At 66.7% G+C, this 12,850-nt stretch carries 13 protein-coding genes and 1 pseudogene; 10 read left to right on the top strand and 4 right to left on the bottom strand.

Going from position 1 to position 12,850, the window contains the following annotated elements; translation table 11 throughout:
* The first annotated feature begins 12 nt into the window (after nucleotides 1-12).
* The 3 genes from AD428_RS14170 to AD428_RS14160 all read left to right on the top strand — a co-directional run bounded on the left by AD428_RS14170 (nucleotide 13) and on the right by AD428_RS14160 (nucleotide 3,902).
* Nucleotides 13-1,431 (top strand): MFS transporter, encoded by a 1,419-nt coding sequence (locus AD428_RS14170; protein ID WP_235490242.1) that lies wholly within the window; start codon nucleotides 13-15, stop codon nucleotides 1,429-1,431.
* A 93-nt stretch (nucleotides 1,432-1,524) separates the two neighbouring features.
* Complete coding sequence (locus tag AD428_RS14165) at nucleotides 1,525-2,847, top strand: UDP-glucose dehydrogenase family protein (RefSeq protein WP_053245132.1); 1,323 nt, start codon at nucleotides 1,525-1,527, stop codon at nucleotides 2,845-2,847.
* Nucleotides 2,844-3,902 (top strand): glycosyltransferase family 4 protein, encoded by a 1,059-nt coding sequence (locus AD428_RS14160; protein WP_053245131.1) that lies wholly within the window; start codon nucleotides 2,844-2,846, stop codon nucleotides 3,900-3,902. The genes AD428_RS14165 and AD428_RS14160 overlap by 4 nt, the downstream gene beginning before the upstream one ends.
* 12 nt (nucleotides 3,903-3,914) lie before the next feature.
* Here the strand turns inward: AD428_RS14160 and AD428_RS14155 are convergent, their stop codons facing one another.
* The gene (locus AD428_RS14155) at nucleotides 3,915-4,403 is read right to left on the bottom strand and encodes an Lrp/AsnC family transcriptional regulator (RefSeq protein ID WP_053245130.1); all 489 of its coding nucleotides are present in this window, start codon (nucleotides 4,401-4,403) and stop codon (nucleotides 3,915-3,917) included.
* Nucleotides 4,404-4,554: 151 nt separating this feature from the next.
* On the opposite strand from AD428_RS14155, the gene glmS reads away from it, so the two are divergent.
* The 3 genes from glmS (at nucleotide 4,555) to AD428_RS26810 (ending at nucleotide 7,060) form a co-directional block, all read left to right on the top strand.
* Nucleotides 4,555-6,387, top strand: coding sequence for a glutamine--fructose-6-phosphate transaminase (isomerizing) (glmS, locus tag AD428_RS14150; RefSeq protein ID WP_053245129.1), 1,833 nt, complete (start codon nucleotides 4,555-4,557; stop codon nucleotides 6,385-6,387).
* A 13-nt stretch (nucleotides 6,388-6,400) separates the two neighbouring features.
* On the top strand, nucleotides 6,401-6,691 hold the full coding sequence (locus AD428_RS26155; protein ID WP_152968042.1) for a hypothetical protein: 291 nt from the start codon (nucleotides 6,401-6,403) through the stop codon (nucleotides 6,689-6,691).
* A gap of 207 nt (nucleotides 6,692-6,898) precedes the next feature.
* The gene (locus AD428_RS26810) at nucleotides 6,899-7,060 is read left to right on the top strand and encodes a hypothetical protein (protein ID WP_160318566.1); all 162 of its coding nucleotides are present in this window, start codon (nucleotides 6,899-6,901) and stop codon (nucleotides 7,058-7,060) included.
* Between the two features lie 10 nt (nucleotides 7,061-7,070).
* Here the strand turns inward: AD428_RS26810 and AD428_RS26805 are convergent, their stop codons facing one another.
* Nucleotides 7,071-7,238, bottom strand: coding sequence for a hypothetical protein (locus tag AD428_RS26805; protein ID WP_160318565.1), 168 nt, complete (start codon nucleotides 7,236-7,238; stop codon nucleotides 7,071-7,073).
* 196 nt (nucleotides 7,239-7,434) lie between these two features.
* On the opposite strand from AD428_RS26805, the gene AD428_RS14145 reads away from it, so the two are divergent.
* Nucleotides 7,435-10,386, top strand: coding sequence for an autotransporter outer membrane beta-barrel domain-containing protein (locus AD428_RS14145; protein WP_053245128.1), 2,952 nt, complete (start codon nucleotides 7,435-7,437; stop codon nucleotides 10,384-10,386).
* On the opposite strand, the gene gph is transcribed toward AD428_RS14145, so the two are convergent.
* Nucleotides 10,364-11,074 (bottom strand): phosphoglycolate phosphatase, encoded by a 711-nt coding sequence (gene gph / locus AD428_RS14140; RefSeq protein ID WP_053245127.1) that lies wholly within the window; start codon nucleotides 11,072-11,074, stop codon nucleotides 10,364-10,366. The two genes, AD428_RS14145 and gph, sit on opposite strands and share 23 nt — an antisense overlap.
* Before the next feature lie 73 nt (nucleotides 11,075-11,147).
* Nucleotides 11,148-11,381: pseudogene (locus AD428_RS14135) on the bottom strand (MBL fold metallo-hydrolase); the annotation flags it as partial.
* Nucleotides 11,382-11,844: 463 nt separating this feature from the next.
* Here AD428_RS14135 and AD428_RS14130 point away from each other — a divergent pair.
* The 3 genes from AD428_RS14130 to AD428_RS14120 form a co-directional block, all read left to right on the top strand.
* Nucleotides 11,845-12,090, top strand: coding sequence for a sulfurtransferase TusA family protein (locus AD428_RS14130; RefSeq protein ID WP_053245125.1), 246 nt, complete (start codon nucleotides 11,845-11,847; stop codon nucleotides 12,088-12,090).
* Nucleotides 12,091-12,146: 56 nt separating this feature from the next.
* Complete coding sequence (locus AD428_RS14125; RefSeq protein ID WP_053245124.1) at nucleotides 12,147-12,509, top strand: DsrE family protein; 363 nt, start codon at nucleotides 12,147-12,149, stop codon at nucleotides 12,507-12,509.
* Between the two features lie 44 nt (nucleotides 12,510-12,553).
* Nucleotides 12,554-12,850, top strand: a 297-nt coding sequence (locus AD428_RS14120) for a hypothetical protein (RefSeq protein ID WP_200908042.1), incomplete at its 3' end; no start/stop codon positions are given.

Here is a 12,850-nt window from a genome sequence, read left to right as displayed (position 1 = left end):
CCCGGGGCCGGTATGCGCGGCGCCCGTATGCACGGCGCCCGTATGCGCGGCGCCCGCATGCACGGCGCCCGCCTTTTCCTGTGGGGCGGTCACGATTTCTTGACCGGGCGCTGCCATCCCTCGACGGTGACCTGCCGCGCGCGCGAGACGGTCAGCCTGTCGGTGCTGGACACCACCATCGCGAACGTGGCGCTGCCCACCATCGCGGTGGACCTCAATGCCGCGCCCGCGCAGGCGGTGTGGATCGTCAACGCCTACAACCTGGCCGTGGTCACCATGCTGCTGCCCATGTCGGCGCTGGCCGAGCGCATCGGGTTCCGCCGTATGTTCACCTTCGGCCTGGTGCTCTTCACGCTGGCCTCGCTGGGCTGCGCGCTGGCGGGCACGCTGGTGCAGCTCACCTTCGCGCGCATGTTCCAGGGCGTGGGGGCGGCCACCCTCATGTGCCTGTTCGGCGGGCTGGTGCGCAACATCTATCCCCTGAAGCTGCTTGGACGGGGCATCAGCATCAACGCCACCACGGTGGCGGTGATGTCGGTGCTCGGCCCCACCGTGGGCTCGGCCATCCTGTCGGTGGCGCCCTGGCCCTGGATCTTCGCGGTCAACCTGCCGATCTGCGTGCTGGCCATGTTCGGCCTGCGCCATCTGCCCGAAGTGCCGCGCAACAACGTCAGGCTGGACTGGATCAGCGCGCTGCTCAGCATGGTGACGCTCGGCGTGTTCATTTCCGGCGTGGACATGATGGGGCAGGATCTGCTGCGCGGCATCGGCATGGTGGCCATCGCCACCGTGTTCGGCCTGTTCCTGGTGCGGCGCGCCTCGCGGCAGCCCGCGCCGCTGGTGCCGGTGGACCTGCTGCGCATCCGGCCGCTGGCCTACGCGGTGGGCGCATCGGCCTGCACGTTCGCGGCGCAGATGGCCTCTTACGTGTCTCTGCCGTTTTACTTCCAGCAGGTGCTGGGCCGGCCCTACCTCGAGGTAGGCATGCTGATGGGCGCCTGGCCGGTGGGCACCGCCATCATCGCGCCGCTGGCGGGCCGGCTGTCCGACCGCTATTCCGCCGCCACCCTCAGCGGCGTGGGGGCGGCCACCATGGTGGCCGGCATGCTCTGGCTGGCCGCGCTGCCCACCGATGTTTCCAACGCGCCCATCCTGGCGGGCATGTTCGTGGCCGGAGTGGGCTTCGGGTTCTTCCAGACGCCCAACAACCGCGCACTGCTTTCGGCGGCCCCGCGTGCGCGCAGCGGGGCCGCGGGCGGCCTGCAGGCCACCACGCGCGTGTTCGGGCAGAGCTTCGGCACCGCGCTCGTGGCCATCGCCTTCGGCCTGAGCGTGGCGCACGGCCCCAGCCTGGCCCTGTTGCTGGGCACGGCCTGCGCCGCCATGGCGGTGGCGGTGAATACGGTGCGTTTCACCCGCCTGCGTCCCTAGAGCGGCGCGGCGGCGCCGGCTTCTATAATGGCGGCCGACGCCCGGCTTTACCGGCCGGGCGCGCAAGCTTACCTATCTGAAAGGCGTTCGGGCATGAAAATCACCGTCGTGGGCACGGGTTACGTAGGGTTGGTGTCGGGGGCATGCCTGGCCGACATGGGCAACGAAGTCATGTGCCTGGACCTGGATTCGGCCAAGATCGACCTGCTGCGCCAGGGCGGCATCCCCATCTACGAACCCGGCCTGGAAGAGCTGGTGCGCCGCAACGTGGAGGCCGGCCGCCTGTCGTTCACCGACGACGTGGCGCAGAGCGTGGCCTTCGGCGACGTGCAGTTCATTGCCGTGGGCACGCCGCCCGGCGAGGACGGCTCGGCCGACCTCAAGTACGTGCTGGCCGCGGCGCTCAACATTGCCCGGCACATGACCTCGCGCAAGCTCATCGTGGACAAGTCCACCGTGCCCGTGGGCACCGCCGACAAGGTGCGGGCCGTGGTGTCGCGCGAACTGGCCGCGCGCGGCGTGGATATCCCGTTCAGCGTGGCATCCAACCCGGAGTTCCTGAAAGAGGGCGCCGCCATCAACGATTTCATGAGCCCGGACCGCGTCATCGTGGGCGCCGACGACGAGTTCACCATCGGCGTCATGCGCCGCATCTACGAACCGTTCCAGCGCACGCACGACCGCCTCATGGTCATGGACGTGCGCTCGGCCGAGCTTACCAAATACGCCGCCAACGCCATGCTGGCCACGCGTATCTCGTTCATGAACGAAATGGCCAACCTCGCCGAGGCGCTGGGCGCCGACATCGAGCAGGTGCGCCGCGGCATCGGCGCCGACCCGCGCATCGGCTACCATTTCCTGTACCCCGGCGCGGGCTACGGCGGCTCCTGCTTCCCCAAGGACGTGCAGGCCCTGGTCAACACCGCTTCCGAACATGCGCTGCCCATGCGCGTGATCCAGGCCGCCGAGGCCGCCAATCGTGCGCAGAAGTTCCGCTTGGCGCAAAAGCTCGTCGACCGCTGTGGCGAAGACCTGCGCGGCCGCAAGATCGCGCTCTGGGGCCTGGCCTTCAAGCCCAACACCGACGACATGCGCGAAGCGCCCAGCCTGACCGTCATCGCCGAGCTCACGCGGCGCGGCGCCGAAGTGCGCGCCTACGACCCCGTGGCCATGCATGAAGCGGCCCGCGTCCTGGTGGGACAGCCCGGCGTGAGCTTCGCGCGCGACATGTACGACGCACTGGACGGCGCCGACGCGCTCCTGATCGTCACCGAATGGAAGGTGTTCCGCGCGCCCAACTTCGACCGCGTGAAGGCGCTGCTCAAGACGCCGCTCATTCTCGACGGCCGCAATCTCTACAACCCGGCCGACGTGCGCGCCCTGGGTTTCGACTACTCGGGCATCGGCCGCGCATGAAGATCCTGCAGCTCAACTTCGAAAAAGGCTGGCGCGGCGGCGAGCGCCAGACGCTCTATTGCATGCGCGCCTTCCGCAAGGCGGGCCACGAGGTCGAGCTGATGTGCCGCGCCGGCGGCCCGCTGGCCGAGCGCGCCCGCGCCGAAGGCTACACCGTCCATGCGCTGCGCAACGTGCCCGCGCAGTTGCGCTTCCTGGCCGGCGCCGGCCGCTACGACATCCTCCACGCCCAGACGGCCAACACCATCACCTGGGCCGTGCTCACCAAGTGGCTGCACCGCCGGCCCGTGGCGTTCTCGCGGCGCACCTCCTTCGTGGTCAAGCCGAACGAGGAGTGGAAAACCGGCTTCAAATGGCGCCACGCCGACCTCTTCGTCGCCATCAGCGAAATGGCGGCCAGCGAACCGCGGCGGCTGGGCATCGAGCCCGTCATCATCCGCAGCGCCGTGGAGCCGCACCAGATCGACGCCGCCAACGTGCAGGCCCTGGTGCGCGAATTCGGCCTCGAGGGCAAGAAAGTGCTGGCCACCTCGGCGGCTCTCATCCGCGACAAGGATCCCGTCACGCTGGTGCGGGCCGTGGGCGAGCTGGCCAAGACCCGGCGCGATTTCGTCTTCCTGCACTTCGGCGCCGGCGGCGACCGCGAGCGGCAGGCCCGCGACGAAGCCCGCCTGCTGGGCATCGAAGACATCTACCGCTTCGCCGGCTTTCGCAAGGGCGTGGAAGACTTCTACAGCATCCTCGACGTGTTCGTCATGAGCTCCGAGGAGGAGGCCCTGGGCAGCAGCGTGCTCGACGCCTTCCTGCAGCGCGTGCCCGTGGTGTCCACCGACGCCGGCGGCCTCAAGGAAAGCCTGGCTGACGGGCGCGGCGTGCTGTGCAGGGTGGGAGACTTCCAGGCGCTGGCCGCCGGTATGGCGCGCTGCCTGGACGATGCCGCATTCCGCCGGGAAGTCACCGAACGCGCCTACGCCTACGTGCGCGACGAGCACGACGTGCAGAAAATGGGCGAGCGCTACCTCGCGCGTTTCCAGGCCCTGCTCGCGCGCCGCTGAAGGCCGCGCGCCTCAGCCGCGCACATTGATGCGTGTTTCGAATTTGGCGCGGTGCACCGAGAAAAACGTGCGCACGTTGCGCACATTGGCCGCCGCCGTAAAGGCCCGGTGCACCAGCGCGTGATACGCCGGCATGTCGCGCACCTGCGCAATCACCACGAAATCCGGCCCTGTCGACACGCGGTAGCACTGCAGCACCGCCGGCTCGGCTTGCATCGCGGCCTCGAACTCCGCCAGCCGTTCCGCCGCCTGTACGTCCAGCGTTACCTCCACGATGGCCGTCAGCGTGCTGCCCAGCTTCTCCGGCGCCAGGATCGCCACCTGCCGCGAAATCACGCCTTCCTCCACCAGCCGGCGCACCCGGCGCAGGCAGGTGGGCGGCGAGGCATGCACGCGCTGGGCCAGATCCTGGTTGGTCAGCGCGCAGTTTTCCTGCAGTTGATCCAGGATGCGCAGGTCCAGATCGTCCAGATCGGGGAGCGCGGGCTCGTGATTTTGCATGATTCGTTCAATAATATTAATTAAATGAAATATAATTTAATCACAAATATGTAAGGGAATAATCTGTCATTGCATAGTAGATAAAGAAATCAAATTTCTTGTCTTCACGCGCACAATGCGGTCCATATTGAACTTTCCGGAGTCGTTTCCCATGTGCGGCATTGTTGGCGCCGTCGCCCAGCGCGACATCACCCCTATTCTCATCGAAGGCCTCAAGCGTCTGGAATACCGCGGCTACGATTCCTGCGGCGTGGCCGTCTACCTCGACGGACACCTGCGCCGCACCCGCAGCACCCAGCGCGTGGCCGAGCTGGCCGAGCAGGTCGCCCAGGATCACCTGTCCGGCTTTACCGGCATCGCCCACACCCGCTGGGCCACGCACGGCGTGCCCGCCACCCACAACGCCCACCCGCATTTCTCGCACCTGGGCAATGACGAGCCGCGCATCGCGCTGGTGCACAACGGCATCATCGAGAACCACGACGAGCTGCGCGCCGAACTCCAGGCCGCCGGCTTCGTCTTCGAAAGCCAGACCGACACCGAAGTCATCGCCCACCTGGTCAACCACCTCTACGCCGGCGACCTCTTCGAAGCCGTGCAGCAGGCGGTGCGCCGCCTGCAGGGCGCTTACGCCATCGCCGTCTTCTGCCGCGACGAGCCGCACCGCGTCGTTGGCGCGCGCCAGGGTTCGCCCCTGGTGGTGGGCCTGGGCAAGGACGAGAACTTCCTCGCTTCCGACGCGCTGGCGTTGGCCGGCACCACCGACCAGATCATCTACCTCGAAGACGGCGACGTCGCCGACCTGCAGCTCTCGCGCGTCTGGATCGTCGACGCCGACGGCCGTCCCGTCGAGCGCCAGGCCCACACCGTGCACGTGCACTCCGGCGCTGCCGAACTCGGCCCCTACCGCCACTACATGCAGAAGGAAATTTTCGAGCAGCCGCGCGCCGTGGGCGACACCCTGCAGGACATCGAAAGCATCACTCCCGAGCTCTTCGGCGACGACGCCTACAAGATCTTCAAGGAGATCGACTCGCTCCTCATCCTGGCCTGCGGCACCAGCTACTACGCCGGCCTCACCGCCAAGTACTGGATCGAATCCATCGCCCAGATCCCGGTCAACGTCGAGATCGCCAGCGAATATCGCTACCGCGACAGCGTGCCCAACCCGCGCTCGCTCGTCGTCACCATTTCGCAGTCCGGCGAAACCGCCGACACGCTCGCCGCCCTCAAGCACGCGCGCTCGCTCGGCATGGAGCACACCCTCACCATCTGCAACGTCGCCACCAGCGCCATGGTGCGCGAGTGCAAGCTCTCGTACATCACCCGCGCCGGCGTCGAAATCGGCGTGGCCTCCACCAAGGCCTTCACCACCCAGCTCACCGCGCTGTTCCTGCTCACCCTGGCGCTCGCCCAGTCGCGCGGCCGCCTCACCGCCGAACAGGAAGCCGAACACCTCAAGGCCCTGCGCCATCTGCCCGCCGCCATCGGCTCCGTGCTCGCGCTCGAGCCCCAGATCATGGCCTGGGCCGATCGCTTCGCCTCCAAGGAAAATGCGCTCTTCCTCGGCCGCGGCATGCACTACCCCATCGCCCTCGAAGGCGCGCTCAAGCTCAAGGAAATCAGCTACATCCACGCCGAAGCCTATCCCGCCGGCGAACTCAAGCACGGCCCCCTCGCGCTCGTCACCGAGCACATGCCCGTCGTCACCATCGCGCCCAAGGACGCCCTGCTGGAAAAACTGAAATCCAATATGCAGGAAGTCCGCGCGCGCGGCGGCGAGCTCTACGTCTTCGCCGACGCCGACAGCAAGATCCAGAGCGCCGAAGGCATGCACGTCATCCGCATGCCCGAACACTACGGCAAGCTCTCGCCCATCCTCCACACCATTCCGCTGCAGCTGCTGTCGTACCACACCGCCTGCGCGCGCGGCACCGACGTCGACAAGCCGCGCAATCTGGCCAAGAGTGTGACGGTGGAGTGAGGGTGGTTGTGGATTGATCGTTCTTCCTGTTGTCAGGGAAGAAATGGGACAGGCCGCGGATGCGGCCTGTTTTGTCTCTGGTGCGGAGATCGGGGAGAAAGGGCCGGTTGCGGCCTGGAGCCGGGGCGGACTGTCCGCGCACGCGGCGGTCGACGCACGCGCGATTGCTGGGGCTGCGCGCCAATATCAGTTGTTCTGTTATCCGGGAATCTGTGGAAATTTATATTCAAATCTCATTCTCCTGATTTTCAAGGATAATGCGACGGGCGTCTGGAATCCTTGCGATCTGGCTGAGTTCTCATAATGGATTTTGCTGGACGGGCGCTGCTGATATAACCGGATTTCCGCTGCCGAGATATTTGATACGGCATTTCTCGGCATTATGCATCAGCGCGCGAACTGCGCACCTGCGAAGCAGGAGCCGATCGTCCCGGCAACCCCGGTAATTGCCGAACAGGTATCTGGGCGAAAGGCAAAGAAAGCGGAAACCGCCAACGCCAAGAGAATAACCATGGAACTGGCGCAGGGCCGCGGAGTTTCGGCTGCCTGCGATGTGCTGATGCGCAAAGAAGATCGGCCTCCGGAGCGCCGGGGCCGTCTGCATTCCGGGCATTCCGAAGCCTGTCGCCCCGTAAAGGCCAAGTGGGGCCGGGCGCCCATCGTCATCGCCTGATCGTATCCATTTATTTCCAAATCGCGACCGAAAAGCGCGTGGCGAGCGGGCAGGCGCGTAGATACGGATGGTATCCGCTGCGTGCCGTTTTGACCGAAGGATGGTGTCCATGAACGCCATCCAAAATGAGCAGGATGGTATCCGTTTTTATTAACCAGCGACCGTGGTTGGTATCCATTCGTGCCATCTCGATAATCTACGCATTGTCTCCCCATTAATTGTTGGTACCGCAAAAAAATAGGTATACATTGCCTCCTTTTTTTCCGAAGGCTCATCCCATTCGTCCGGATTGGTTTATTACGTAAGGATACGTTTATAGCGATCTGGTAATGCGCGGGTATGGAGTCGGGACATCGAGACAGGGAGGAACCACATTGTTATCTGGCACGAAGAAATGGCTGGCCGCGACGTTCGCGCTGAGCGCGTCCTATGGCGGTAGCGTTACGGCCGCGGACCTGACGGTTGCGCCGGGCAATACCCAGGTATTCGACGGTTCGGCCAGCTTCCCCGGCGGGGTCGACGTCAGCGGCGGCACGCTGGTGGTCGGCGGCAATGGCGGCGGGGCGGGCGTCGCAATCGGCGGGAACGTCTCCGCCGCGTCGAATGGCGTGATTGCGGGTTTCGGTTCGATCAATGGCGATCTGAGCGTGACGGGCAATTCGCGCGTCGCGCCCGGGTATGCCGTCGGCACGCCCACCGGGGTTTCCAACGGCAACCTCGTGGTCAACGGCAATCTGTCGATGAACAATGCCGTGTTCGATTTCGAGACGGGCTATGCGGGGCTGCCCATTACGCAACCCGGCACGGGCGACAACATCACCGTGAGCGGCAACGTCAGCCTCAATAACACGACGCTGAATGTTTCGGTGAATACGCTGGGCGTCAACGCCGGCTATTACCGCATCCTGTCGTACGGCGGCACGCTGAGCGGCAACGGGCTGTCGCTGGGCGCGGTGACCGGCGACTCCGTGCCGGCGGCGGCCATCCAGTCGCTGACCGGCGACAAACAGATCAATCTCATCCTGGGGCCGAGCACGACGAACTTGTGGAACGGCAACGGCGCGGCGTCGGCCACGCGAGCGGGCGGCGGCGACGGTACGTGGTCTGCGGCGGGCACGAACTGGAATAGCCCGACCAATGCCGCGGGAGCCTTGCCCGATGGCGGATACGCGATTTTCACCGGCGTGGCCGGCACGGTGACTGTCGATGGCGGAGCCGGTTCCGTGCGCGTGTCGGGCATCCAGTTCGCCACCGACCGGTACCGTGTGCAAGGCGCGCCCATTACCCTGGTGGCCAACGGCGGCAATCCGCCGGCCCTGGTCGTCGGCGACGGCACCTATGCCTCGGGCCAATTCGTCGACACCATCGACAACCCGCTGCAAGGCACGAGCGGCTTCGTCAAGACCGGTCCGGGCTCGCTGATCCTGAGGGCCGACAGCAGCGGCCTGTCCGGCCCCATTCTGATCGCCGATGGCGCGCTGGAGATCGACGGCAAACTGAACGGCCCCATCGATATCGGCCGCGAAGTCGTGCTGGCGGGCGTGGGCCAGGTGGGCAGCACCACGCTCTATCCCACGGCGGTCGTCTCCCCGGGCAACGACGGCTCGCCCATCGGCACGCTCACCGTCAACGGCGATCTTGCCTTCGGCCAGGACACCGTCTATCGCGTGCATGCCGACCCCGCGGGCAGCGCGAGCGACCGCATCCACGTCACGGGCGTTGCCCGCCTCGACGGCACGGTGGCGCATGTGGGGCCCGACGGCAACTATGCGCCGCGCACGACCTACAACATCCTGACGGCGGATGGCGGCATACAGGGCCGGTTCACAGGCGCGTCGAGCGCATATGCGTTCCTCACTCCCACGCTGAGCTATGACGCCAAGAATGCGTTCATGACGCTGACGCGCAACGACGTGCCGATCGGCAGCGTGGGCGACACCGGAAACCAGAGCGCCGTGGGCGGCGCGCTGGATGGCGAAGCGCCACCCGCGGCGGGAGGCGCTTCGCCATCGGCCGGAAACGGATCGTCCGGCGGCGAAAGCGCTGCGTCGTCGGCCGGGACCGGATCGTCCTCGAGCGAAAACGCCTCCGCAAGCGTTGGTCATGAAGCGTCCCTGGGGGCAGGCGCATCGGTTTCGGCCGGAAACGGCGGCGCGCCGGCCGGCAGCACAACCGGCGCGACATCCCCGTCGGCGAGCGATGGCAACCAGGCCCTGACGGGTTCGGTCGCGAACGCGGCCGAAGGCAGCGGCGCCAGCCAGGTGGCGACGGCGGTTCTTGCCATGACGCCGGAGCAGGCGCGCTCGGCCTTGAACATGCTTTCCGGCGAAGCCTATGCGAGCACCGCCAGCGTATTGCAGAGCCTGGGGGATACCGTGCGCACGCTGCCGCTGGCCCGTTTGCGCGGCAACCTCGACGCGCCGGCACTGGCCGGACGCCCCATGGCCCAGTTGGGTGCGCCGTCGTCCGAGGCCCTGCCGCAAAGCGGCGCGCATCCGGTCTGGGCGCAGGTATTCGGCAATTGGCGCACCTTCGCGGGCGACGGCAACGCTTCCCGCGTGCGCCAATCGGACGGCGGCCTCTTCGTCGGCGGCGACGGGGCGGTGGGCGGCGGCTGGCGTTTGGGCGGCGCGCTGGGCTACATCGGCAGCCATAGTTCGATCGCCAACACGTCGTCGCGCACGGATGTCGACAGCTATACGGCGACCTTGTTCGGCGGACGGAGTTTCCGGGCCGGTCCGGGCCGGTTCCGCTTCATGGCCGGCGCGGCCTACACCTGGCACGATATCGACACGAAACGCGACGTGGCGGCCGGGAGCCTGAGCCAGCGGCTCGAGTCGTCCTATCACGGCTCATCGACGCAAGTGTTCACCGAGCTGGGCTACAGGCTGCCGGTGGGCGACGCCTATTCCGTGGAGCCATACGCCGGCATGGCGTGGAACCACCTGCGCACGCGCGGCTTCGACGAATCGGGCGGCTCGGCCGCGCTGCACGGATCGGGCCGCACCGACGATGTGACGAGCACCACGCTGGGCCTGCGCGGCGCGTGGGCGTTCGGCGCGGACCATGCCCCGGGCCGCCTGACCGCATCGCTGGGCTGGCGCCATGCAATGGGCGACGTGAAGCCGAAGCAGCAGCTGGCCTTCGACGGCGGCAGCACCTTCTCGGTGGCAGGCGTGCCCATCGCGCGTGACGCCGCGGTGTTCGGGCTGGGGGCGGAAATGACGATCGCGCGCAACACGACGGCCGGCATCGCCTACGACGCGCAGTTCGGCGGCGGCAGCCGGCAGCAGTCGGGCCTGTTCACGCTGGCCGTGCGCTTCTAGTCCGGCCCAGCAGGGCGGCGCAGGCGCCTGCCAGATCGTCGAAGCGATGCAGCAGGACGTCGGGCGCCAGTTGCGCGGCCGGGATTTCGGTGTAGCCGAAGCTGACCAGTATCAACGGCGTCCCGGCGGCTCTGGCAGCGCCGGCGTCGATGTCTGCGTCGCCGACCATGACGGTGCGAGACAGGTCGCCGCCCACGGCGTCCACGGCTTCGATCAGGTGGGCGGGATCGGGTTTGGGCGCGGTGACCGCGTCCATGCCCACAACCCCATCGAACAGCTCCGCCATGTCCAGCCTGGCCAGCAGATTGCGCGACAGATCAGTGGGCTTGTTGGTACAGACCACAAGCCTGGCGCCCCCCGCTTTCAAAACCTTCAACGCATCAATGGCACCCGGGAACGGCCGGCTTTCGTCCGCGATGTGTTCGCTGTAGTGGTCGATGAAGTGGCCGAACAGCGCCGCCGTGCGGGCGGCCGGCTCCCGCTCTCCAGCAATCTCGAGCCCCCTTTGCAGCAGCCACCGGGCCCCGCGGCTGACATAGGGGCGCCCTTGTTCGTAGGCCAGGGGCCGCAAGCCTTCCGCGACCAGGATTGCGTTGATGGCGCCGATCAGGTCGGGCGCCGAATCGACCAGGGTACCGTCGAGGTCGAAGGCGATGGTTGCCCCGTTCAGGGTGGTGAGTTCAGTCACGGTGCAGGGTTCCCGTATGGTGGATGGAAAGCTCGGCCAAACCATAGTATGTCACCGCCCGCCTGCGCCGCAGTCAGTAGTCCCACATCACCGGCACCCAGCGAAACGCCTCGCCATTGGCTGCGACCCGGCCCACGGACGGAAACGGCAGGTGGGCGGCGACGAGCAGTCCGCGGTTTTCCGCCAGTTCGCGCAGGAGGGCGATGCGGACGCGGGCGGACTCCTCGGGGTCGTGCTCGAAGCCGTTGTGCCATTCGGGGTGATCGAATCCCACCGGGAACATGGCGTCGCCGGCGAAGGTCAGCCGGCCGGCATGGCGGCGAAGCGCGCCGCGGGTCGTGCGTGTTCATGGAAGTCCTTGCGTCGGGAGAAATGACGACGGCATCGCAGGTCTGGCGTGTTGCGCCCGGTAGACCCGCCGCGGGAAGCGCACTGTTGTGCGGCGGGCACCAATGCCCGCGGCGCCCACCGTGTTGATGAGCAAGAACTCGGGTTCCGGCGCAAAGTCTTTTGTCTTTCCCGCCGGACAGGTAATATGCATAAACCCGCGGCCGCCCGGCTGCTTCCCCTGGTTACTGTGCAAGGTCCTTGCCATGATGACTGCCTGTTTTTTCTTCCGGCCCGTTTTTCCTCATGCGCCTGCCGCGCGCGCGGCTCAAGGTCGTCGACCCTGAGCGCGGCGGAGCAATGCCCGCTGGCCGCACCCGGCTTTGCGCGTTCGGGGCCTCGTCGCCCCGGAGCGCGTGGCGATATTCGTCCGGACTTGCCCCATGCCTGCACTGACGCCCAACGAAGGCGACGATTTCTGGGATGCTGGCCACATGGGCTGCGGCGAGCTCATCCTCAAGCTGCGCAAGCATCTGAAGAAAATGCCCGGCAAGGTCATGCGCGTCGTGGCCCATGACGCCGGGGCGATACACGATATTCCGGCGTTCTGCCGCATGACCCGCAACGAGCTGGAACGCTACGAGCCCGAGACCCACACGTTCTGGATACGGTCCCGGCCGGATTGGTAGGAACGGCGGCGCTTCTCTCGCCGCCTTCTTTTCATTGTCGCCAAAGGAGAATCGCCATGGCTGGAAAATTCGTCGTTTCCCTGAGTTGCTCCAAGAACGATACCGACAAGGCCACGGTGGCCTTCGTCGTCGCCAATGCCGCCGTCGCATCCGACAAGCAGACCGTGGTGTTCCTGTCCATCGAAGGCACTCGTCTGTCGCAGCAGGGCTACGCCGACGATATCCACGAAGAAGGCTTCGCGCCCTTGAAGGAGCTGATGGACAGCTTCGCGGCCGCCGGCGGCGAGATCTATGTCTGCTCGCCCTGCTTCAAGAAACGCGGGCTGGACGAGAACAAGCTGGTCGCCGGCGCCAAGATCGTGGGCGGCGCCAAGCTGGTCGAGTTCATGAGCGACGGTGCGCCCAGCATCTGCTATTGATCCCTCGGGGCGCGTCCCGCCCCGCCACCCGCCGGGAGGTTCCCATGATTCCCCGTCGCCTGATGTGCATTGTCTTTCTTCTGGCCGCGCTGGGCTATGCGGCCGTCAGCTATGCCGTGTTCGAGGTGCCCGCCACCCCGGCCGCGGCGGAAGCGTGCGGTTTCCTGCCCGGCGAGTTCGCCGCCGGCGGCACGCTGGCCTACGAGCGCCCGCAGGCCTGGGCGATCAGCTTCGTGCGCAAGCAGGAGTACTTCACCGCTATCACGGTGGGCCTGGCATTGGCCTTCATGGCGTTCGCGCTGGCTGTCGGCCGCCGCGGCGGCGCGGCCTCGGCCGGGGTG

This window comes from Achromobacter sp. DMS1, assembly GCF_001270295.1.
Note: the sequence above shows the minus strand (reverse complement) of the source record. Positions and strands in the feature narration are given on the sequence as shown.